Origin of the sequence: Microbacterium tenebrionis, from assembly GCF_903645325.1 — a bacterium.
GTDB classification, from domain to species: domain Bacteria; phylum Actinomycetota; class Actinomycetes; order Actinomycetales; family Microbacteriaceae; genus Microbacterium; species Microbacterium tenebrionis.
The window spans coordinates 79,901-99,860 of record NZ_CAHJXQ010000010.1; the positions used below are offsets into that span (position 1 = coordinate 79,901).

A 19,960-nucleotide genomic window follows, 5' to 3' on the forward strand; every position below is an offset into this window, starting at 1 on the left:
GAGGAGTGCTCACAGCGAACATCCCGCCTGCACCAAGCGCGCGCGCCTACCATCGGAGTATGTGGTTGCGACGAGCCTTCTACCGCTGGATGTTCCCGGCCGTCGTCGTGCTGCCGCTGTGGCTGCTCCTCGGCTGGGGGATCTTCAACGCGGGCGGCTGGGCCTTCCTGTGGGTCCTGTTCATCGCCATCCCCTCGGTCTTCGTCGGGCAGCTCGCACTGACGCTGCTGCAGCGCGCGCGGCCCTCGGCCCGCGAGACCGGGGCCGCGTCCTGGTGGGACGTGCTCGGCTTCGGCGTGTGGCACGCGTTGACGATCGCGATCGGATGCTACCCGCAGACGTGGTTCCCGCTGCTGCTGACGGCTGCGATCGTCGTCGGCCTCGGGCTGTTCTGGCTGATGCTGCGGCAGCTGTGGAGCGAGGCGGGTACCGCGGACGTCGGCATCGGCTTCCCCTCCTCGGTCACCGAGGATGCGCAGCCGGAGGCCCCGCGCCGCGCGCCGGCCGACGGCGACGTGTTCGTCATCCAGGAGAAGCCCGCCTCCGAGCGCTGACGAGTTTTGGCCGGCCGACGGATCCGTGGCAGAATGGTTCCTTGTGCCGTGACCGGCTCTGCCTCAGGGGAGCCCGCGTTCGCATCATGCGCCGTTCGGCACACACTTCACGTATTCCTTCCATCCATTGCATCCCGACCTGTGGCGAGTGCAGAGAGAGACGATCATGCAGATCCTGGACGCCGTCGACGCGGCTTCGCTCCGTTCCGACATTCCCGAGTTCCGTCCCGGCGACACCGTCAAGGTGCACGTCAACATCACCGAGGGCAGCCGCTCTCGTATCCAGGTCTTCCAGGGCGTCGTCATCGGCCGCCAGGGCGACGGTGTGCGCGAGACCTTCACGGTCCGCAAGATCAGCTTCCAGGTGGGCGTCGAGCGCACCTTCCCGGTGCACTCCCCGGTGATCGACCACATCGAGGTCGTCACCCGCGGTGACGTGCGTCGCGCGAAGCTCTACTACCTCCGCAACCTGCGCGGCAAGAAGGCCAAGATCAAGGAGAAGCGCGACAACTGATCGCGTCTTCCACACCAAGCACCCCGGGACACCGCGTCCCGGGGTGCTTCGTTTCATCCGGAGTGTGCGAACCTTGAAGCTGCCGTCGCCGTGCGGTGATGAGACCCACCGAAGGAATGCGATGACCACTGAATCCGCCGCGGACGCCCCGAACAAGCCGAGGCGCGGGTTCTGGATCTTCCTGCGCGATGTTCTCGTCATCATCGTCATCGCCGCGCTCGTCTCCTTCCTCGTCAAGAGCTTCGTCGTCCGCTCGTTCTACATCCCGTCCGCGTCGATGGAGAAGACGCTGATCGTCGACGACCGAATCCTCGTCGATGAGCTGACGCCACGCTGGACCGGCTACGAGCGGGGCGATGTCGTCGTCTTCGCCGATCCCGGCGGGTGGCTCCCCGTGCAGCCGCAGGCTCCGCGGGGACCGGTCGTCCTGGAATGGGTCGACGGCCTGCTCACGCTCATCGGGCTCTCCTCATCCGACAGTGAGGACCACCTCGTCAAGCGGCTGATCGGCCTGCCCGGCGACCACGTCGTGTGCTGCAACTCGCTCGGCCAGATCACGATCAACGACGCGCCGATCGACGAGCTGTCGTACCTGAACCTGCCCGACGGCGACACGGCGGCCTCGAATGAGCCGTTCGACGTCACCGTTCCCGAGAACTCGATCTGGGTGCTCGGCGACAACCGCGACCGCTCGCAGGACGCCCGCGCGCATCAGGACCTGCCCAGCGGCGGCTTCGTCCCGCTCGACAACGTGGTGGGCAAGGCGTTCCTGACCACGTGGCCGCTCGCCAGGATCGGCACGATCGACGGTCACCACGACGTCTTCAACGGCGTGCCGGACCCCGAAGAATGACCGTCGTCGCACCGCGCCTCACCCTGGAGCGCAAGCTCCTGGCCGAATACGACCTGATCATCTCGCTCGACGAGGTCGGACGAGGAGCCCTCGCGGGCCCGGTCGCGGTCGGAGCCGCAGTCATGGATGCCGCAGGCTCCCGCCGCCGCGTCCCGGAGGGCCTGCGCGATTCGAAGCTCGTGACCGAGAGGCGCCGGCCGGAGGTCGCCGCCCGCGCGGCGGCATGGGTGCAGGCTTCCTCGGTCGGCTGGGCGAGCGCCGCGGAGGTCGACGAGGTCGGCATCATGCGCGCGCTCGGCCTCGCCGCGTCCAGGGCGATCGACGCGGTGGCGGCGCAGGGCGCCGCGCTCGACGGGGCGCTGGTGATCCTCGACGGCAACCACGACTACGTCTCGCGCGTTCATCACACGCCGCTGCAGGTGCGCTCGGTCATCAAGGGCGACCGCGACTGCGCATCCGTCTCGGCGGCGTCCGTCATCGCCAAGGTCTCCAGGGACGCCCACATGGGCGATCTGCACGTCGAGCACCCGGCGTACCAGTGGGATCGCAACAAGGGGTACGCGAGTCCCGAGCATCGTGCCGCCATCCGCGAAGGAGGGCTGTCGCCGTTCCACCGCTCGTCGTGGGCGATCACGGATGCCCCGACCCTGTTCTGACTCATAGGATGGACTCATCATGGATGAAGAGGCATTCGACGACTACGACCGCGAACTCGAACTCGCGCTGTTCCGCGAGTACCGCGACGTTGTCGGTCAGTTCCAGTACGTCGTCGAGACCGAGCGGCGGTTCTACCTCGCCAACGAGGTCAACGTCGTCCGCCGCGACACCGAGCACGACTTCTACTTCGAGATCTCGATGGCCGATGTCTGGGTGTGGGACATCTACCGTGCCGACCGGTTCGTGAAGGCCGTCCGTGTGCTGACGTTCAAGGACGTCAACGTCGAGGAGCTCCAGCGCCGCGAGTTCGAGCTGCCGGAGGAGCTCTCGCTCGACGGCAACTGACTCGAGCGCACATGTGCTCCGCAGGGGGCGGGTGTGCACCGGTCGTGCGATCCGGGGTCCGCGGCACGGCCTGCTGACTGCAAGCTGTCGGCATGGCAGCGAAAGACGACTTCGGACGAGCCGGTGAGGACCGTGCCGCACTCCATCTGAGCACGCACGGCTATCGCGTGCTCGACCGCAACTGGCGGTGCTCCCAGGGCGAGATCGACATCGTGGCGGAGACCGCAGGAACGATCTGCGTCGTCGAAGTCAAGACTCGGCGCAGCATCGCGTTCGGCCACCCCTTCGATGCCGTCGACGACCGCAAGCGCGAGCGGCTGTGGCGGCTCGGGTACGCCTGGTGCCGGACGCACCCCGAGTTGGCCGGGAACCGGATGCTGCGGCTCGAGGTCATCGGCATCGTCGGTCCCGACCCGGTGGACGCGGTGCTCGAGCACCTGATGGATCTGCGATGAAGACGGCGCGCACGTGGGCCGTGGCGCTCACCGGCGTCGACGGCCACCTCGTCGAGATCGAGGCGGACGTGTCGAATCAGACGCCGGGGTTCAAGATCGTCGGGCTGCCCGACAAGGCGCTGGGCGAGGCGGCGCAGCGCGTGCACAACGCGGTCACGAACGCGCAGCTCGAGCTCACTCGTCGCCGCCTCACCGTGAACCTCTCGCCCGCCAGCCTGCCCAAGCACGGCAGTGGATTCGACCTCGGCATCGCCGTCTCAGCGGTGGCGACGGGTGGAGTGCTGGATGCCGCATCCATCGCGCGGACCGTGCACATCGGCGAGCTCGGTCTCGACGGGCGGGTCAGGCCCGTCCCCGGCGTCCTGCCGGCTGTGTTCGCGGCGTCGAGGGCGGGCTTCGACCGGGTGATCGTGCCGCACGCCAATGAGGCGGAGGCGCGCCTGGTGCCGGGTATGCAGGTGCAGGCGGCCACCACGCTCGCCGAGGTCGCGATGTGGCACGGCGCCGATCTCGCGGTCGCCGAGGTAGAACCCGTCGGAGCCGAGATCTCGCCGGCGCCGGCGGCGGATCCGCTCGACCTCGCGGACGTCGTCGGACAGGAGGAGGCGGTCGAAGCTCTGATCGCCGCCGCGGCCGGTGGGCATCACCTGCTGATGAGCGGCCCGCCCGGCGCAGGCAAGACGATGCTCGCGCGCCGGCTGCCCGGCATCCTGCCGCCGCTCACGCAGGAGGAGGCGCTCGAGGTCGCCGCCGTCCGTTCCCTCTCCGGAGCGGTCGTGAACACGCTCGACGACCTGCCGCCGCTGGAGGCGCCGCACCATTCGGCGTCGGTAGCGGCGCTCGTGGGCGGCGGATCGCGCGCCGTCCGTCCCGGCGCCATCGTGCGAGCGCATCGCGGCGTGCTGTTCCTCGATGAGGCGGCCGAGTTCTCGCGCGTGGCCCTGGACGCACTGCGGCAACCTCTCGAATCCGGGGCGATCGAGATCGATCGTGCAGGATTCCGCGCCCGGTTCCCCGCGCGCTTCCAGCTCGTGCTGGCGACCAACCCGTGCCCGTGCGGCAACTACGGCGTCCGCGGCGCGGAGTGCATCTGCCCGCCTGTGGCGATACGCCGGTACGGGGCACGTCTGTCCGGGCCGCTCCGGGACCGCATCGACATCGACCTCCAGGTCGCCCGCGTCGCGGCATCCAGGGCGACCTCGGTGGATCGAGCGGGCATCACCAGCGCACAGGCCGCCGCACAGGTGGCCGCAGCGCGTGGCCGAGCGGCCGAGCGATGGGCGGGGACGCCGTGGCGCCTGAACGCCGAGGTCGCCGGCGCATGGCTGCGCCAGGGCGACCGGAGGCTCGCTCCTGCTGTCCGGGCGCCGCTGGATCGTGCGCTCGAGCGCGGTCAGCTCACCCTGCGCGGCTACGACCGAGTGCTGCGTCTCGCCTGGACCATGGCGGACCTCGCCGGCGTGGATGCCCCGGGCGGCGACGAGCTCGGGCGGGCGCTGTTCCTGAAGAGAGGACTGATCGCATGATCGATGCGCTGATGAACGACCGGGAGATCCGTCGCGCTGCGGAGAGCGCGCGGCCGGGCGACGAGCCCGCCCAGACGCTGGCGCGGGCCGCCTGGAGCGTGATCGCCGAACCGGGAGACGGTGTCGCAGGAGCTCTCATCGCCCAGTTGGGTGCGCCGGAGGCGCTGCGGTTCGGGCTGTCCGACGAGAGCTTCGGACTGGCGGAAAAGGCGGTGCACGACGGGCGGCGCCGGTGGATGCCGCGGGCGCATCCGCGCGCCGTCCGCGATGCCCTGCGGGGAGCTGCGGAGGTCGGCGCGCGGGTTCTGCTTCCGGGTGATGCGGATTGGCCGTCCGCCGTCGACGATCTCGGCGACCATGCCCCGACAATGCTGTGGGTTCGCGGCGAGGCGTCGCATCTGGCCGCCACGAGTCGGGTCGCGATCGTCGGTGCCCGCGCCGCGACGGCGTACGGCGACTCCGTCGCGGCGGAGCTCGCGGGCGATCTCGCGGCGGGCGGCACGATGGTGGTCTCCGGCGGAGCGTACGGGATCGACGGATCCGCGCACCGGGCATCGCTCGGCGCCGGGGGAGCGACCGTGGCGTTCCTCGCCGGCGGCGTCGATCGCGCATACCCGGCAGGCCACCAGCAGCTGTTCGAACGCATCCGCTCGTCCGGGGCGGTCCTCAGCGAGTTGCCGTGCGGTGCCGCTCCGACGAAGTTCCGGTTTCTGGCTCGCAACAGGCTCATCGCCGCCCTCGGCGCGGCGACGGTCGTCGTCGAGGCCGGGTGGCGCAGCGGCTCGCTCAACACCGCCGGACACGCCTCATCGCTCGGCCGGCCCCTCGGGGCCGTCCCCGGGCCCGTGACGAGCGCGGCGTCGGCCGGCTGCCACCGGCTCATGCGCGAGTACGACGCGGTGTGCGTCACCAATGCCGCCGAGGTCCGCGAGATGCTCGGGATCGACGCTGCGCCGACTGCCGACACCGACAGGACGGACCCGGAGAAGATCCGGCTGCTCGACGCGTTGAGCACCCGTACGGCGCATCCGCCGGTCGAGCTCGCGCGTCTGTCCGGCCTGTCCGTCGAACGCACCCGCGCGCTGCTCGGGACGCTCAGCCTCGAAGGCACCGTGGAGCAGGAGGAGAACGGGTGGCGACGTGCGCGCACCTGATCAGCGGCGGGCGGTCAGCTCAGACGGTATCCGACCCCGCGGACGGTCTCGATCCGCTCGGCGCCGATCTTCTGCCGCAGATACCCGATGTACACGTCGGCGACGTTCGAGCCGGGGTCGAAGTCGTAGCCCCACACTCGGCTCAGGAGTTGCTCGCGGCTCAGGACCTGCCCGGCATGCCGGATGAGCTCTTCCGCGAGCGCGAACTCACGTGCCGAGAGCTCCACGGCGTGATCGCCGACTCTGGCCCTGCGCGTGCGGATGTCGAGGTGCAGCTCCCCGTGCGACAGATCGCCCGTGGCGACCTGCTCCTCCCGGCGCATCCGGATCCGGATGCGGGCGAGCAGCTCGTCGAAGCGGAACGGCTTACCGAGGTAGTCGTCCGCGCCGCCCTCGAGCCCGGCGATCGTGTCATGCAGTTCGACCCTGGCCGTCAGCATGATCACCGGGAGCCTCGACCCCGAGCCCCGCAACCGCTCGAGCACCTCGAAGCCGTCGAACCCGGGAAGGTTCACGTCGAGCACGAGCAGGTCGAACTCGTCCGTCTGCGCGAGCTCCAGCGCGTCGGGCCCGGTCGCGGCGACCCGTGTCGCGAACCCCGCTGCGCGCAGTCCCTTCTCGATGAACCCCGAGATGCGCGGCTCGTCGTCGGCGATCAGAATGGATGCCACGGTCATCGTCCCCCGGCACTCGAGGTCTCGTTGTCATGGGGGAGCGGCGGGCGAGGCGGGATCACCACGTCACCTGCCAGGTCCTGCGGCGGCAGCACCGCCGGGGGCGCGGGCACGCTGAGGATGAAGAGCGCTCCACCGCCGGGGGCGTCCTCGACGCGGACGGCCCCGTGATGCGCCCTGGTGATCACCTGCACGATGTGCAGACCCAGCCCGCTGCCGCTGCGGACCTGCGCCTCCGTGCCGCGCTGGAACCGCTCGAACACCTGCGACTTCGCCTCGTCAGCCACTCCGGGTCCGTGATCGCGCACCCACAGCTCCACCGTGTCGGCGACGGCCGCACTGCCCAGCGCGATCCTCCCGCCGCCGTGCGTCACGGCGTTCTGGGCGAGTTGGAGCATCGCCTGCGTGATCCGTGCCGGATCCAGCATCGCCGTGCGTCCGGCGACGGGTCCGAGCGTCACGTTCGCACCGTCGATGCCCTGCGCCTTCCGCACGATCTGGGTCAGCAGCTCGGCGGCGTCGACGGGCTGGAGTTGCACCGGGCTCGGACCGTGCAGCGCGGCGGCCGAGGCGAGATCCTGCACCAGGCGTCCCATCCGCTCGAGCTCGTCGACGGCGAGGTCGCGGGTCTGCGTGGCGTCCTCCGCATCGGCGGGGTCCATCACCTCGAGATGCCCGCGCACGATCGTGATCGGCGTCTTCAGTTCATGGCCGACGTCGCTGAGCAGCTGCCGTTGCGATTCGAGCGCAGCGTCGATCCGATCAAGCATGTCGTTCATGGTCTCGGAGAGTTCCGCGACGTCGTCGTTCCCGTCGACGGGGAGCCGTTCGTTGAGGGACTGCGCCGAGATCCGTTCGGCGGTCTGACGCATCTGGCGCAGCGGCCGGAGCAGGCGGGTCGCGACGATCGATCCCGTCGCCGCGATGACGATGAGGGCGATCGCCGAGGCCCACAGGAACATGACCGCCGAGTCGTTGATCTCGGCGAGCTCGGCCTCGAGGTCGTAGACGAGCACGAACACGACCTCGGCGGGATCGGGGGAGCCCTCCACGATGATGGGGGCCGCGAGATAGCGCCATGTCGAGCCGTCCTCGGCGTATGTGCCGATAAGCGGCTGCTCGCCGGAGAGAAGGCGATCGACATGGGCGGCGAACTCCGCGGCATCCTGCAGATCGAGGTCGAGCTGGATGCCGGGCACCGTGGTGATGACCCCCGCGGTCATGCCCATGGCACCGGTGTTGTCGTCCGGGCTCATGCGCTGCACGACGGCGGCGAGTGCGGCCGACGACGAGGACCACGCGGCGCCCTCGTCCCCTTCGCCGACGATGAAGCGGGCCGAGTCGAGGTTGTCGTGCAGGCGGGCGTCGACCTGTTCGAGGATCACCTGCCGCTCGACGAAGTACACTGACAGACCCACGGCGAGCGGCCCGACCGCCGCAACGAGCGTGATGGCGGCGACGATCCGGGTGCGCACCGAGATCGCCGGCCACCGCCGGCGGCGGCGCACGCTGCCGGCATCCGATTCGCTCACAGCACCCAGTATCCCGATCCGGGCGCGCCGACGTCGTTTCACTAAGAGAGATCTCATCCGCCCGGCGCCCGCGACGTGCTTCGATCGAAGGATGGGAAAGCCGGACTCAGACGTGTCGATGCTCGCATCCGCGCTCGCGGTCCCCGCCGACACGATCGGGTTCCACTCCCGCGAGCCGCTCGGCGCGGGCTCGGTGACCGGACTCCAGGTCGCTGACGAGCCGGCGCCGTACTACGTCGACACCTCCGGGCTCGAGGTCCCCGCCGAGACGGGGCTGCGCTCGAGCGAGGACGCGGGAGCAGTGCGCATCTGGCAGCACCCCGCCGACCCGCACCTTCCCGCGCTCGCACCCGTCGCGTTCGACTCGGCCGCGCAGACCCTGCTGGCTCGGCTGGGGATCCACACGGACGCGCGGCCCGAGATCGTCGCCTACCGGCCCGGGCGGCGGGCGGTCCTGCGTATCGGCTCGGGTGCGGCGCGGGTCTGGCTGAAGGTGGTCAGACCATCGCGCGTGGACCGGATCGTCCGCGCGCACGCCGCTGCGGAGAGGAGCGGGTTGCCCGTGCCGCCTCTGCACGCGTGGTCGGGCGACGGATTGATCGTCATGGCGCAGGCGTCCGGCACCCCCGCGCAGGACGTGGAGTGGGACCCCGCCGATCTCATCGACCGGGTCGAGCACCTGCGCGCGCTTCTCGCGCAAGTGGAGTGGACGCACGCGGCCCCCGGGATCGCGGCGCGTCTGGACTGGTACGCCGAACGCGCGGATGACGGGACCCAGGCGCTCCTGACTGCCGCACGAGGCCTGATCGAGTCCGAGCAGGCGGCGGCGCCGGCAGTGGTCCACGGAGATCTGCACTTCGGGCAGCTGTTTCTCGACGCGGGCCTCATCAGCGGCATGATCGACATCGACACGCTCGCGGTCGGCGACCCGGCGGAGGATCCCGCCGCCTTCCTCTCGCACGCGACCGCGAGCGCCCTCCTCACACGCGGTCCGGCGCAGTCGCGGGCATGGGAGCTCGCCGATCTCGCCGCGGAACGCTGGGGCACCGCGCGCGTGCGCGGCCTCGTTGTGGTCCATCTCGCCGGACACATCATCTCCGCTGCCGAACGCGGCGACCAGGCGTACGCGAGGGGCTTGACCGCCGCGGCCTCCGCGATCGTGAACGGTGGCCGTCCGTCGGCTCCACACGGCTAAGAACGCTCTCATGGACGGTTTCGAATGCCCTTAGCGGCGACGCGGACGATGGATACATCCTCACCGAAGCCGCGACGCCGGCGCACAGACAGGAGATGACATGAACAGCAAGAAGTGGATCGTCTACGGCATCACCGGACTCGCAGGTCTCGGGGTCGTCGCCGGCGGCAGCGCCGCCGCAGCGGAAACGATGGACCTCAGGACCACCGACGGCACCGTCGTTCCCGGAGGGGCGATCACCAACAGCGGCGGCGTCCTCACCGGCAAGGCGATCCAGATGCGCGAGACGAACTCGTCGGTGACGGTCGTGAGCACCCCCTCGGCAGCCACGGTCCAGTCCGCGGCTACGCCGCAGTCGGCCCCCACGCCGCAGAGCGCGCCGACTCCGCAGAGCGCCCCAGCCCGCAGAGCGTCGCCAGCGCGCCGTCCGCCCCAGCACCGGCTCCCGCGCCCGCCCGGGCCCTGCTTCCGCCCCGAGCCCCGCTTCGGCTCCGAGCGCCGCGTCCGTCGCCAGCGCGGCATCCGACTGAACAAAGCCTCCTACGGGTCGCCTCCCCAGCGATCCAGCCCCAGGCGCAGCCGCCCCGGTCCCACGCCGGGCGGCTGCGTGTCGGCGGGGCATCTGCGCCGGGCCTGCGGGACGCGGCAAGCTGTATCCATGGATCTTCCGTCCGCCGCAGACGCGTTCACGACGCACCTCGAGCAGGTGCGTCGCCTGTCCGCTGCGACGGTGCGCGCGTACCGTTCCGATCTGCGTGATCTGGCTGGCGCCGTCGGCGCGGTGCCACTGTGCGAGGTCGACCTCGAAGCGCTCCGGGATTGGCTCTGGCGTGCCACGCAGCGCGGCGACGCCCGCTCGACGCTCGCGCGTCGTGCAGCAGCGGCACGCTCGTTCTTCGCCTGGGCGAAGGACGAGGAACTCATCGTCGTCGATCCGGCGCTGCGTCTGATCGCTCCCAAGCGCGGCCGGACGCTGCCGCCGGTGGCCTCGAAGGAAGGCCTGCGCGACATGCTCGACGAACGCGCCCGCAGCGCGGCGGGCGGCGATCCCGTCGCTCTGCGCGATCACGCGATGCTCGAACTGCTCTACGGCTCGGGGATGCGGGTGTCCGAGCTGTGCGGGCTCGATGTGGACGACCTCGACCTCGACCGTGGCACGGCACGCGTGTGGGGCAAGGGCTCCAAGGAGCGCGTCGTCCCGTTCGGCACGCCCGCGGCCGCCGCGATCGGCGCGTACCTCACGCGGGGTCGTGCGGCGCTGATCGCGCGAGCCGCGACGACGTCTCCCGCCGTCTTCCTCGGCATCCGTGGCGGGCGGATCGGGCCGCGCGCCGTGTACGCGCTCGTCGCGGCCGCCCTGGGTCCGATCATCGGTTCGGATGCCGTCGGGCCGCACGCGCTGCGCCACTCCGCTGCCACCCACCTGCTCGACGGCGGTGCCGATCTGCGCGCGGTGCAGGAGATCCTCGGGCATGCGAGCCTGGGGACGACGCAGATCTACACGCACGTCTCGTCCGAGCGCCTCGCCGCGACCTATCGCCTGGCGCACCCGCGCGCCTGACGCTCAGCGCGGAGGGGACGCGCAGCAGGGGAGCAGCACCGCGCGCGGAACCCCGCCGAACAGCAGCATCGGATTGATGTACACGTCGTTCAGGCGCACGCCGACGTGCAGCGTCCCCGCTGGCGCATGCCCGCCGACGGCGACCGTGCCGATCTCGTCACCGGCACGGACGACAGCACCCGGAGCGAGGTCGGACGCGAGCGGCTCGAACGTGCTCACATAGCCCTCGCCGTGATCGATCGTCAGCAGGGGACGATCCACGACGACTCCGCGGAACGCGACGACGCCGTCCTCGGGCGCTGTGACCGTGGCACCCTGACCCGCTCGGATGTCGATGCCGCGGTGTCCTGGCCCGTAGTCGTGAGCGGGCGCGCGGAACGGTTCGACCACCTCACGCGCACCCGCCGTCGGCCACGACCACGCCGGAGCGGGCGACGGTGCGTCGGCTGCGAAGGCGGGCGGCGGCAGCGTCAGAAGCGCGGCGACGAGTGCCACGACGAGAGCGGGTCGCCGGGTCCGGCTCCGACGGCGTCGGCTGCGATTCGATGTCGGCATCCGTCCATGATCCGACGTCGGCGCGCGCCCCGCCGGAGGGGTGGTCGCGAACCGTGAAGAACCCGTGGGAATCGGCGCCTGTGCAGCGCCGGTGGGAAGGCTCCGATCCTGTACACTTGAGGTCGCACCTCGATTTTCGGGGTGACTACGCGTGCCCAAAGCGATCACCGTCCTCACGGACACCGGTCGCGGCATCCACTCCCTCAGGTCCCGCTCTCCAGAGCGGGTGGGCGTGTGCCGGGCACCAGGATCACCGGTCGCCTGACCGGCGAGAACAACCTCAAGGACGCGCAAGCGTCAGAACCAGGAGAAGACCATGGCTGTGGTCACCATTCGCCAGCTGCTCGACAGCGGCGTTCACTTCGGACACCAGACCCGCCGGTGGAACCCGAAGGTCAAGCGCTTCATCCTCACCGAGCGCAGCGGCATCCACATCATCGACCTGCAGCAGTCGCTCGGCTACATCGACGCCGCCTACGACTTCGTCAAGGAGACGGTCGCCCGCGGTGGCACGATCCTCTTCGTCGGCACCAAGAAGCAGGCGCAGGAGATCCTCGCCGAGCAGGCGACCCGTGTCGGCCAGCCCTACGTCAACCAGCGCTGGCTCGGCGGCCTCCTCACGAACTTCCAGACGATCGCCAAGCGCCTGGCGCGCATGAAGGAGCTCGAGGAGCTCGACTACGAGAACCCCGCGGCCTCCGGCTTCACGAAGAAGGAGCTCCTGCTCAAGAAGCGCGAGCTCGACAAGCTGCACAAGTCGCTCGGCGGCATCCGCAACCTCACCAAGACGCCGTCGGCCCTGTGGGTCGTCGACGCCAAGCGCGAGCACCTCGCGATCGACGAGGCCAAGAAGCTCGGCATCCCGGTGATCGGCATCCTCGACACCAACGCCGACCCGGACGACTTCCAGTACCCGATCCCCGGCAACGACGACGCGATCCGCTCGGTGTCGCTGCTGACGCGCATCATCGCCGACGCCGCCGCCGAGGGCCTGCAGCAGAAGCACAACCCCGAGTCGGGCGACGCCGAGCCGCTGGCCGAGTGGGAGAAGGAGCTTCTCGAGGCTCCCGCCGAGGGCGCCGCTGCTGAGGAAGCCGCCGCTGAGCCGGCCGCCGCTGAGCCGGCCGCCGCTGAGCCGGCCGCCGAGGAGGCACCCGCCGCTGAGGCCGCACCGGAGACCGAGGCTCCGGCCGAGGCCGCTGACGCCAAGTAATCCGCGTACACACACCTAACGAGGCAAGGAGCCACCACACATGGCCAACTTCACCATCGCCGACATCAAGGCGCTGCGTGAGCAGCTCGGCACCGGAATGGTCGACACGAAGAAGGCGCTCGAGGAGGCCGACGGCGACGTCGAGAAGGCCACCGAGATCCTGCGTCTGAAGGGTGCGAAGGGCAACGCCAAGCGCGCTGACCGTTCCACCAGCGAGGGCCTGGTCGTCTCGCGCGAGCAGGACGGCAGCGTCACGCTCATCGAGCTGGCCTGCGAGACGGACTTCGTCGCGAAGAACGAGCGCTTCATCGCCCTCGCCGACAAGGTCGCCGACGCCGTCGCCGCCGTGAAGGCGGACTCGGTCGAGGACGCGCTTGCGGCTTCCGCCGGCGCCCAGACCGTCGGCGAGCTGATCTCGGACGAGGCGGCGATCATCGGCGAGAAGATCGAGCTGCGCCAGGTGCGCACCGTCACCGGTGACGCTCTCGAGGTGTACATGCACCGCACGAGCAAGGACCTGCCCCCGCAGATCGGCGTCGTCGTGGCCTACACGGGTGACGACGCGGCGACCGCGCGCAGCATCGCGCAGCACGTCTCGTTCGCCAACCCGTCGTACCTGAGCCGCGAGGACGTTCCGGCCGAGGCCGTCGAGAAGGAGCGCGAGATCGTCACCGAGATCTCGCGCAACGAGGGCAAGCCCGAGGCCGCCCTGCCGAAGATCGTCGAGGGCCGCGTGTCCGCGTTCATCAAGCAGGTCGCCCTGCTCGAGCAGGACTACGCGAAGGACAACAAGCTCTCCGTCGCCCAGGTGGCGAAGGACGCCGGGATCACCGTGACGGACTTCGCGCGGTTCAAGGTCGGCGCGTAGCAGTTCTCAAGGGGTTCGGATCCACCAGGGTCCGAACCCCTTCTTCGTGCCCAGAAGGCACTATCTTGAATCGTGACGAGAGGACATCCACCCATGACTGAACGCACCGGACGCCGCCGCGTCCTTCTCAAACTCTCCGGAGAGGCTTTCGGCGGCGGTCAGCTCGGGGTGAACCCCAACGTCGTCGGTCAGATCGCGCGCGACATCGCCGCGGCCGTCGACCAGGTCGAGATCGCCGTCGTCGTCGGCGGGGGCAACTTCTTCCGTGGCGCAGAGCTCAGCCAGCGCGGCATGGACCGCGGGCGTGCCGACTACATGGGCATGCTCGGCACCGTCATGAATGCCCTCGCCCTGCAGGACTTCCTCGAGCAGGCAGGTGCCCCCACTCGTGTGCAGTCGGCGATCTCGATGACTCAGGTCGCCGAGCCGTACATCCCGCTGCGCGCGGAGCGCCACATGGAAAAGAGCCGCGTCGTCATCTTCGGTGCGGGTGCGGGTCTTCCGTACTTCTCCACGGACACCGTCGCCGCCCAGCGTGCCCTGGAGATCGGTGCGCACGAGGTCCTCGTGGCCAAGAACGGCGTCGACGCCATCTACACCGCCGACCCGAACAAGGACGCCTCGGCGACCCGCATCGACACCGTGACATACCGCGATGCGCTGCAGCAGGGCCTCAAGGTCGTCGACTCGACCGCCTTCAGCCTCTGCATGGACAACGGCATGGACATGCGCGTGTTCGGCATGGAGCCGGCAGGCAACGTCACCCGCGCCCTGCTCGGCGAGCAGATCGGCACGCTCGTCACCGCGTGACGCCGCTTGCCAGGGTGCGAAGGCCGCACCCGGATAGAATTGCACGAACCCCCTGATGATAGGAGCCACCGTGATCGCGGACGTCCTCGCTGAAACCACCACTCGCATGTCGCGCGCCGTCGAGGCCGCGAAGGAGGACTTCGCCACCGTGCGCACGGGGCGCGCGAACCCGCAGCTGTTCCAGAAGGTGATGGTCGACTACTACGGCTCGCCCACGCCGCTCGCTCAGCTCGCCTCGCTCGCGAACCCCGAGGCGCGCTCGCTCATCATCACGCCGTACGACAAGTCGGCGCTCAAGGCGATCGAGCAGGCCATCCGCGACATGCCGAACCTCGGCGCGAACCCCACCAACGACGGCAACATCGTGCGCGTCACGATGCCGGAGCTGACCGAGGAGCGCCGCAAGGAATACGTGAAGCTCGTGCGCACCAAGGGCGAGGATGCGAAGGTGCGCGTACGCGGCATCCGTCGCAAGTCCAAGGACGAGCTCGATGCGCTGAAGGACGAGGTCGGCGAGGACGAAGTCTCGCGCGGTGAGAAGGAGCTCGACGCTCTCACGCGTCAGCACGTGGACCTCATCGATGACGCCCTCAAGCGCAAAGAGACCGAGCTCCTCGAGGTCTGAGCGCATGGACGATCAGGTCGGAGACGCCGAAGGGCAGCCGCTGACGCGGCGAGAGGCCCGCGATGCGGCGACCCCTGATGTGACCCCGGAGGCGGCTCCGCAGCCGCAGAGCGCGCCGAGCCATGAGTCGGTCATTCCGCCGCGCCCGCCGCTTCCGAAGCCTGGGGACGTCTCGACGGAAACCGGCTCGGCGATGCGCGAGCAGCTGCGCCAGGCGCGCGGGGACTTCGAGATCCGTGCGCATCAGGCCAGAGAGCACCTGGATCAGGCGAACGAGCGCATCAAGGCGCGCACGGGTCGCGACCTCGTTCTCGCGATCCTCGTCGGCCTCGCCTTCGGCGCCGTGCTGCTGGGGTCTTTGCTGTTCGTCAAGGAGCTCTTCCTCGTCATCGCCCTGGCGGTCGCCGTCCTCGGGATCTTCGAGCTGTCCCGCGCGCTGCGCAACGCGCAGCGCCGCGTCGACATCGTCCCCCAGGTCGCGGCGGGTGTCCTTCTGATGCTGGCCGGCTACTTCGCGCCCGCCTGGCTCAGCTGGGTGACGCTCCTGTTCGCGGTGGCGTTCGTGATCGTGTGGCGCCTCGTCGCGCAGATGATCGTCAAGGACGGCCGCACCTACGGCGACGTCCTCACGGACGCCCTCGTCGGCGGTTTCGTGCAGATCTACGTGCCGTTCCTCACCAGTCTCGCCCTGATGCTGCTGCGTCAGGACGGCGGACAGTGGTGGGTGCTGGCGTTCATCGTCGTCGCCGTCGCGTCCGACACCGGCGCGTATGCGGCCGGCCTCGCCTTCGGCCGCCACCCGATGGCGCCGCGGATCAGCCCGAAGAAGACCTGGGAGGGCTTCGGCGGTGCAGTGATCGCCGCCGCTGCCGCCGGCGTGCTCCTCGCGTTGTTCATGCTCGATCTGCCCTGGTGGGCCGGTCTCGTCTTCGGCGTCGCCATCCTCGTCTCGGCGACGGTCGGCGACCTCGGCGAATCGATGATCAAGCGCGATATCGGTATCAAGGACATGAGCTCCTGGCTTCCCGGGCACGGTGGCATCCTCGATCGGGTCGACAGCATCCTGCCCTCGACGGTGCCCGCCGTGATCCTGTACTTCCTCTTCTCCCCATGGGCGGTGCTCGCATGACGACGGATGCCGTGAAGCAGACGGACACGCAGACCGCGGGTGCGTCGTCCTTCCGCATCGCCACCGGGCGCGAGCGCGGCTACCATCGTGCAGCCGTCGACACGTTCCTGGCCGCGGCCAGGGAGAGCTTCGAGTCCGACTCCGGCGAACTCTCGGCCGAGGACGTGCGCATCGCATCGTTCCCCCTGGTCAAGGGCGGGTACGCGATCGGCGATGTCGATGCCGCACTCGGGCGCATCGAGGACGCCTTCGCCGCGCGCCGACGCGAGGAGGCGATCCGCGACGGCCGTGCCGAGGAGTGGGTTCTGCGCGCGCGTGCAGAGGCGCAGGTCATCCTCGACCATCTCGCACGGCCCCGCCGCCAGCGCTTCGCCCGCGCAGGATTCCTGTCGTTCGGGTACCGCGTCGACGAGGTCGACCACGTGGCGAACCGCATCGTCCGCTTCCTGCGCGACGGTGACGCGCTGAGCGTGGAGCAACTGCGGTCGGCGGCGTTCCGCATGCAGCGGCACGGCTACCGCGAGGAGCAGGTCGACGCCCTGCTGGACGCCGCCATCGAGGTCATGCTCGCCGTCCGGTGAGCGCTCTCATGGTGAACTCAGGCAGCTCGCGCTAGAATCGATTCCATTGTGACTCCCGGTACTGAGATCGACCCCGTCAGCGGTGCCTCCGCGCAGGTCGCGTCGGCAGCACCCGAAGCTCCCGGCCACCACCAAGCGCTCCTGGATCCGCAGGCGCGGCATCACCGGCGCCCTCGCTGGATTCGGCGTCGTCGCCATGGCGGCAGCCGTCATCGCACCGACCGGTATGGCGCTGGCCGAGCAGTCCGAGGCCGACACCACGACGGCGTTCTCGCTCGCGGTCGAGGACACCCAGGATCTGACCGTCACCGTCCAAGGCGCGACCATCGCCCCCGTCGAGCGCGGCAGCTTCGAGGTGTACGTGAAGCCCAAGCCCCAGCCGAAGCCGGCACCCGCGGCCGCGTCGACGTCGACGTCGACGTCGACGCAGTCGTCATCCAACGCGCCGGGCCCTGTCTTCTACACCGGCGGCGGCGCCCCGGCCGAGTGGATGGCCGCTGCGGGTATCGCATCGAGCGACTGGGGCTATGTCGACTACATCGTCTCCAAGGAGAGCGGCTGGAACCCGAACGCGACGAATGCGTCCTCCGGTGCCTGCGGCCTCGTCCAGGCTCTGCCCTGCAGCAAGGTCCCCGGCAACGGCTACGACCCCGTCGACAACCTCCGCTGGGGCAACGGATATGCGACCGGCCGCTACGGCAGCTGGGCGAACGCGTACGCGTTCTGGACCGCCAATCACTGGTGGTAATGTCCGGCCATGCCCCGCTCGAACCGACGGCGTCCGGAGCGCCAGGATACTGACGACTCCTTCCAACGGCTTCTGGCCGGGTGGAAGCGCACCGAGGTGCGGCGGGGCCAGCAGTGGACCGTGCAGCCGGTCTCCGGCCGGCAAGCCGTGAAGGAGTACACCTGCCCCGGCTGTCACCGGGCGATCACGCCGGGAACGCCGCACCAGGTCGTGTGGCGCGCCGACGGCGTGCTGGGGGATGCCGCGGACCTCGCTGCCCGCCGTCACTGGCACACCCACTGCTGGCGTGCGGCGTGACGATGCAGATCCGCGGACCGCTGGAGCTTCCCGCGCATCGAGAGGACACCGAGCTGAGCCGTCTCGTGCTCACCGAGATCATCTCTGCAGTGAACCCCGGCGCTCTCCCTCTGCCGACGGAGTGGCCGGCCCGACGGGCCTGACGGGCCAGGCCGGCGTCAGCGCTCGTTCATCCGCGGGATGAGCACCTGGCGGTAGATGATCAGGATGCTCGCGGCGACCGGGATCGCGATCAGCGCGCCCAGTAGGCCGAGCAGCGATCCGCCGGCGAGGGCGGCGACGACGACGACTGCGCCGGGCACCGAGACCGCACGACTCATGATGCGCGGAGAGATGACGTATGCCTCGATCTGCATGTAGATGAGGTAGTAGATCCCGGCGGCGAGGGCGGTCGCGGGGGAGCCCAGGCCGGGGATCAGGCACACCAGCACGATGATCGTCGAGCCGGTCAGCGTTCCCACGAGCGGGATGAGCGAGAAGAAGAAGGCGATGACGGCGAGCACGGCGGCGAACGGGGCGCCGATGATGTTGAGGTAGATCGCGCTGAGGATGCCGTTGATCACGCCGAGCGTGACCTGACCCATGACGTAGTAGCCGACCGAGTCCGTGATCTGCTCGGCCAGGTCGATGAATCGGGGCCGCTTCGAGGCGGGGACGAGCTGGTAGACGGAGCGCTTGAGCGACGGAGTGGATGCGGTCAGGTAGATCGTCAGGATGAGCACGATGAACGCGCCGAACAGTCCGCCGACGATCGAGACGCTCGCGTTGATGACGCCGCCGGTGATGTCGCCGAGATTGGCGATCAGCCAGTCCTGGGCCTCGGTCAGCACGCGCTCGATGTCGAGATTCGGGAAGAGCCCCGTGATCCAGTCCTCGACGTCCGTGAGGAAGGTCGGCCGGCTCACGAGCAGCGTGATCTGCTCGATGAGCTGCATGACCTGCGAGACGAGCACCGGCAGCACGATGAGGACGATTCCCGCGAAGACGCCGAGGACGAGGACGAGGGTGATGAGGACGGCTAGCCAGCGGGGGAGTCTGCGGCGCTCGAGGAACGAGATGACCGGGTCAAGGCCCAGGCTGATGAACAGCGCGGTGCCCACGTACAGGAGCACGGTCGACAGCGACTCGATGCTGCCGATCAGCAGGATGCCGAGGCCGACGCCGAGCGTCGCGACCAGCGCGGTGCGGAACGGATTGTGGAGTTTCATCTGCTCTCCTCCGGATGACTGCTCTCAGGCTAGTCGGCCGACCGGCCACCCGAACGGCGACGTGCCGAGGCCCAGGCGCCCCTCGTAGTCAACACTCAGGCAGTTTCGATAGTCTGAAACGTCGAGCGGTGACGCGGACTGGGAGTCCGTGTTGCGTAAGGAGACTTTTTCGTGCGTTTCGTCTGGGCCGTCGTGGCCTTCGTCCTGGCCACGCTTCTCATCGGAGCGGGCATCGCTCAGCGAACGATCTTCATGGGCCCCGCAGCCCAACAGGTCGAGCTGAGCGTCGAGGACTCGACCCCGTTCGTGCTGGTCGACGGCGCCGTACTGCGCGCGAACCCGGGCCAGCAGACGCTGCTCGTCCGCGGTGACGGCGATCTCTTCGCCGCCTACGGGCGCACGGCCGACATGCAGGCGTGGCTCTCGGACGCGACATACACGGCGATCGATCTGGACACCGACGGCGAACCGACGAGCACGGTCGTCGAGCCCGCGGTGCAGCCCGAGGAAGGCGAGCCGGCCGAGGGCGAGACCGAGCAGACGGGGCGCAACCCCGCCGGATCCGACCTGTGGCTGGACTCGTTCAGTGAATCCGATCAGCTGATCACCGACATGCAGCTGCCCGAGGGCATGAGCATCCTGATCGCGAAGGACGGCACAGAGCCCGCGCCGTCCGACATCATGGTGTCCTGGCCCGTAGACCGCTCGACCCCGCTGGTCGGGCCGCTGATCACCGCCGGCGGCATCGTGCTGCTGGTCGGTCTCGTGCTCTACGTGCTCGCGATCCGTCATCAGCGCCGCGGTCGTGGCCCGCGCCGCAAGGGCCCGGGGCCCCTGCCCGTGACCGAGCCGATCGACCTCTCGGTGGAACCGGCACCGGTGCGTGAGGCGCTCGAGGAGCCGAAG

General features: G+C 69.7%; 23 protein-coding genes and 1 pseudogene. 20 read left to right on the top strand and 4 right to left on the bottom strand.

What is annotated here, in order from left to right; translation table 11 throughout:
* The first annotated feature begins 59 nt into the window (after positions 1-59).
* From HWX58_RS12635 to dprA, 8 genes are all read left to right on the top strand, one after another.
* On the top strand, positions 60-554 hold the full coding sequence (locus tag HWX58_RS12635) for an MFS transporter permease (RefSeq protein WP_175988254.1): 495 nt from the start codon (positions 60-62) through the stop codon (positions 552-554).
* A gap of 166 nt (positions 555-720) precedes the next feature.
* The gene (gene rplS / locus HWX58_RS12640; protein WP_175988256.1) at positions 721-1,068 is read left to right on the top strand and encodes a 50S ribosomal protein L19; all 348 of its coding nucleotides are present in this window, start codon (positions 721-723) and stop codon (positions 1,066-1,068) included.
* Positions 1,069-1,189: 121 nt separating this feature from the next.
* On the top strand, positions 1,190-1,921 hold the full coding sequence (lepB, locus tag HWX58_RS12645) for a signal peptidase I (protein ID WP_175988258.1): 732 nt from the start codon (positions 1,190-1,192) through the stop codon (positions 1,919-1,921).
* Positions 1,918-2,577 carry a ribonuclease HII gene (gene rnhB, locus HWX58_RS12650; RefSeq protein WP_175988260.1) on the top strand — a complete coding sequence of 220 codons (660 nt, stop codon included), beginning with the start codon at positions 1,918-1,920 and terminating at the stop codon, positions 2,575-2,577. Before lepB ends, rnhB begins: the two co-directional genes overlap by 4 nt.
* 19 nt (positions 2,578-2,596) lie before the next feature.
* Positions 2,597-2,923, top strand: a complete 327-nt coding sequence (locus HWX58_RS12655) for a DUF2469 family protein (RefSeq protein ID WP_175988262.1) — start codon at positions 2,597-2,599, stop codon at positions 2,921-2,923.
* A 92-nt stretch (positions 2,924-3,015) separates the two neighbouring features.
* Positions 3,016-3,378 (top strand): YraN family protein, encoded by a 363-nt coding sequence (locus tag HWX58_RS12660; RefSeq protein ID WP_175988264.1) that lies wholly within the window; start codon positions 3,016-3,018, stop codon positions 3,376-3,378.
* Positions 3,375-4,904 (top strand): YifB family Mg chelatase-like AAA ATPase, encoded by a 1,530-nt coding sequence (locus tag HWX58_RS12665; RefSeq protein ID WP_175988266.1) that lies wholly within the window; start codon positions 3,375-3,377, stop codon positions 4,902-4,904. The genes HWX58_RS12660 and HWX58_RS12665 overlap by 4 nt, the downstream gene beginning before the upstream one ends.
* The gene (dprA, locus tag HWX58_RS12670; protein WP_175988268.1) at positions 4,901-6,058 is read left to right on the top strand and encodes a DNA-processing protein DprA; all 1,158 of its coding nucleotides are present in this window, start codon (positions 4,901-4,903) and stop codon (positions 6,056-6,058) included. Before HWX58_RS12665 ends, dprA begins: the two co-directional genes overlap by 4 nt.
* Positions 6,059-6,072: 14 nt before the next feature.
* Here dprA and HWX58_RS12675 read toward each other — a convergent pair whose 3' ends face one another.
* A complete protein-coding gene (locus tag HWX58_RS12675; RefSeq protein ID WP_175988270.1) occupies positions 6,073-6,729 on the bottom strand; it encodes a response regulator transcription factor in 657 nt (218 codons plus the stop codon).
* A gap of 2 nt (positions 6,730-6,731) precedes the next feature.
* Positions 6,732-8,264 (bottom strand): sensor histidine kinase, encoded by a 1,533-nt coding sequence (locus tag HWX58_RS12680; RefSeq protein WP_175988272.1) that lies wholly within the window; start codon positions 8,262-8,264, stop codon positions 6,732-6,734.
* Positions 8,265-8,355: 91 nt separating this feature from the next.
* Here HWX58_RS12680 and HWX58_RS12685 point away from each other — a divergent pair, with 91 nt between their 5' ends.
* A complete protein-coding gene (locus tag HWX58_RS12685) occupies positions 8,356-9,459 on the top strand; it encodes a phosphotransferase family protein (protein WP_175988274.1) in 1,104 nt (367 codons plus the stop codon).
* Positions 9,460-10,117: 658 nt separating this feature from the next.
* Positions 10,118-11,020: a tyrosine-type recombinase/integrase gene (locus HWX58_RS12690; RefSeq protein ID WP_175988317.1), complete on the top strand. Its 903-nt coding sequence runs from the start codon at positions 10,118-10,120 to the stop codon at positions 11,018-11,020.
* A gap of 3 nt (positions 11,021-11,023) precedes the next feature.
* Here HWX58_RS12690 and HWX58_RS12695 read toward each other — a convergent pair whose 3' ends face one another.
* Positions 11,024-11,515, bottom strand: a complete 492-nt coding sequence (locus HWX58_RS12695; protein WP_227530878.1) for a murein hydrolase activator EnvC family protein — start codon at positions 11,513-11,515, stop codon at positions 11,024-11,026.
* Between the two features lie 376 nt (positions 11,516-11,891).
* Between HWX58_RS12695 and rpsB the strand changes: the two genes are divergently transcribed.
* From rpsB to HWX58_RS12740, 9 genes are all read left to right on the top strand, one after another.
* On the top strand, positions 11,892-12,788 hold the full coding sequence (gene rpsB, locus HWX58_RS12700; RefSeq protein WP_175988279.1) for a 30S ribosomal protein S2: 897 nt from the start codon (positions 11,892-11,894) through the stop codon (positions 12,786-12,788).
* 40 nt (positions 12,789-12,828) lie between these two features.
* The gene (gene tsf, locus HWX58_RS12705) at positions 12,829-13,656 is read left to right on the top strand and encodes a translation elongation factor Ts (protein ID WP_175988281.1); all 828 of its coding nucleotides are present in this window, start codon (positions 12,829-12,831) and stop codon (positions 13,654-13,656) included.
* A 93-nt stretch (positions 13,657-13,749) separates the two neighbouring features.
* A complete protein-coding gene (pyrH, locus tag HWX58_RS12710) occupies positions 13,750-14,466 on the top strand; it encodes a UMP kinase (RefSeq protein ID WP_175988283.1) in 717 nt (238 codons plus the stop codon).
* A gap of 70 nt (positions 14,467-14,536) precedes the next feature.
* On the top strand, positions 14,537-15,091 hold the full coding sequence (gene frr, locus HWX58_RS12715) for a ribosome recycling factor (protein ID WP_175988285.1): 555 nt from the start codon (positions 14,537-14,539) through the stop codon (positions 15,089-15,091).
* Positions 15,092-15,095: 4 nt separating this feature from the next.
* The gene (locus tag HWX58_RS12720) at positions 15,096-16,220 is read left to right on the top strand and encodes a phosphatidate cytidylyltransferase (protein WP_175988287.1); all 1,125 of its coding nucleotides are present in this window, start codon (positions 15,096-15,098) and stop codon (positions 16,218-16,220) included.
* Positions 16,202-16,801, top strand: a complete 600-nt coding sequence (locus HWX58_RS12725; RefSeq protein WP_372456267.1) for a DivIVA domain-containing protein — start codon at positions 16,202-16,204, stop codon at positions 16,799-16,801. Before HWX58_RS12720 ends, HWX58_RS12725 begins: the two co-directional genes overlap by 19 nt.
* Before the next feature lie 82 nt (positions 16,802-16,883).
* A complete protein-coding gene (locus HWX58_RS12730; RefSeq protein ID WP_250646235.1) occupies positions 16,884-17,549 on the top strand; it encodes an aggregation-promoting factor C-terminal-like domain-containing protein in 666 nt (221 codons plus the stop codon).
* A gap of 9 nt (positions 17,550-17,558) precedes the next feature.
* Positions 17,559-17,846 carry an Rv1322 family protein gene (locus HWX58_RS12735; protein WP_175988289.1) on the top strand — a complete coding sequence of 96 codons (288 nt, stop codon included), beginning with the start codon at positions 17,559-17,561 and terminating at the stop codon, positions 17,844-17,846.
* On the top strand, positions 17,843-17,989 hold the full coding sequence (locus tag HWX58_RS12740) for a hypothetical protein (protein WP_175988291.1): 147 nt from the start codon (positions 17,843-17,845) through the stop codon (positions 17,987-17,989). Before HWX58_RS12735 ends, HWX58_RS12740 begins: the two co-directional genes overlap by 4 nt.
* Positions 17,990-18,004: 15 nt before the next feature.
* On the opposite strand, the gene HWX58_RS12745 is transcribed toward HWX58_RS12740, so the two are convergent.
* The gene (locus HWX58_RS12745) at positions 18,005-19,054 is read right to left on the bottom strand and encodes an AI-2E family transporter (protein WP_175988293.1); all 1,050 of its coding nucleotides are present in this window, start codon (positions 19,052-19,054) and stop codon (positions 18,005-18,007) included.
* A gap of 171 nt (positions 19,055-19,225) precedes the next feature.
* Here HWX58_RS12745 and HWX58_RS12750 point away from each other — a divergent pair.
* A pseudogene (locus tag HWX58_RS12750) lies at positions 19,226-19,960 on the top strand (glycosyl transferase); the annotation flags it as partial.

What these genes read in the sequence shown, in the direction of transcription:
- rnhB (WP_175988260.1), top strand. Translation starts at nt 1,918, where the DNA reads ATGACCGTCGTCGCACCGCGCCTCACCCTGGAGCGCAAGCTCCTGGCC.
- HWX58_RS12725 (WP_372456267.1), top strand. Translation starts at nt 16,202, where the DNA reads ATGGGCGGTGCTCGCATGACGACGGATGCCGTGAAGCAGACGGACACG.
- HWX58_RS12745 (WP_175988293.1), bottom strand. Translation starts at nt 19,054, where the DNA reads ATGAAACTCCACAATCCGTTCCGCACCGCGCTGGTCGCGACGCTCGGC.
- HWX58_RS12720 (WP_175988287.1), top strand. Translation starts at nt 15,096, where the DNA reads ATGGACGATCAGGTCGGAGACGCCGAAGGGCAGCCGCTGACGCGGCGA.
- HWX58_RS12660 (WP_175988264.1), top strand. Translation starts at nt 3,016, where the DNA reads ATGGCAGCGAAAGACGACTTCGGACGAGCCGGTGAGGACCGTGCCGCA.
- HWX58_RS12665 (WP_175988266.1), top strand. Translation starts at nt 3,375, where the DNA reads ATGAAGACGGCGCGCACGTGGGCCGTGGCGCTCACCGGCGTCGACGGC.
- tsf (WP_175988281.1), top strand. Translation starts at nt 12,829, where the DNA reads ATGGCCAACTTCACCATCGCCGACATCAAGGCGCTGCGTGAGCAGCTC.
- HWX58_RS12685 (WP_175988274.1), top strand. Translation starts at nt 8,356, where the DNA reads ATGGGAAAGCCGGACTCAGACGTGTCGATGCTCGCATCCGCGCTCGCG.
- rplS (WP_175988256.1), top strand. Translation starts at nt 721, where the DNA reads ATGCAGATCCTGGACGCCGTCGACGCGGCTTCGCTCCGTTCCGACATT.
- HWX58_RS12690 (WP_175988317.1), top strand. Translation starts at nt 10,118, where the DNA reads ATGGATCTTCCGTCCGCCGCAGACGCGTTCACGACGCACCTCGAGCAG.
- pyrH (WP_175988283.1), top strand. Translation starts at nt 13,750, where the DNA reads ATGACTGAACGCACCGGACGCCGCCGCGTCCTTCTCAAACTCTCCGGA.
- HWX58_RS12655 (WP_175988262.1), top strand. Translation starts at nt 2,597, where the DNA reads ATGGATGAAGAGGCATTCGACGACTACGACCGCGAACTCGAACTCGCG.
- HWX58_RS12635 (WP_175988254.1), top strand. Translation starts at nt 60, where the DNA reads ATGTGGTTGCGACGAGCCTTCTACCGCTGGATGTTCCCGGCCGTCGTC.
- rpsB (WP_175988279.1), top strand. Translation starts at nt 11,892, where the DNA reads ATGGCTGTGGTCACCATTCGCCAGCTGCTCGACAGCGGCGTTCACTTC.
- lepB (WP_175988258.1), top strand. Translation starts at nt 1,190, where the DNA reads ATGACCACTGAATCCGCCGCGGACGCCCCGAACAAGCCGAGGCGCGGG.
- dprA (WP_175988268.1), top strand. Translation starts at nt 4,901, where the DNA reads ATGATCGATGCGCTGATGAACGACCGGGAGATCCGTCGCGCTGCGGAG.
- HWX58_RS12735 (WP_175988289.1), top strand. Translation starts at nt 17,559, where the DNA reads ATGCCCCGCTCGAACCGACGGCGTCCGGAGCGCCAGGATACTGACGAC.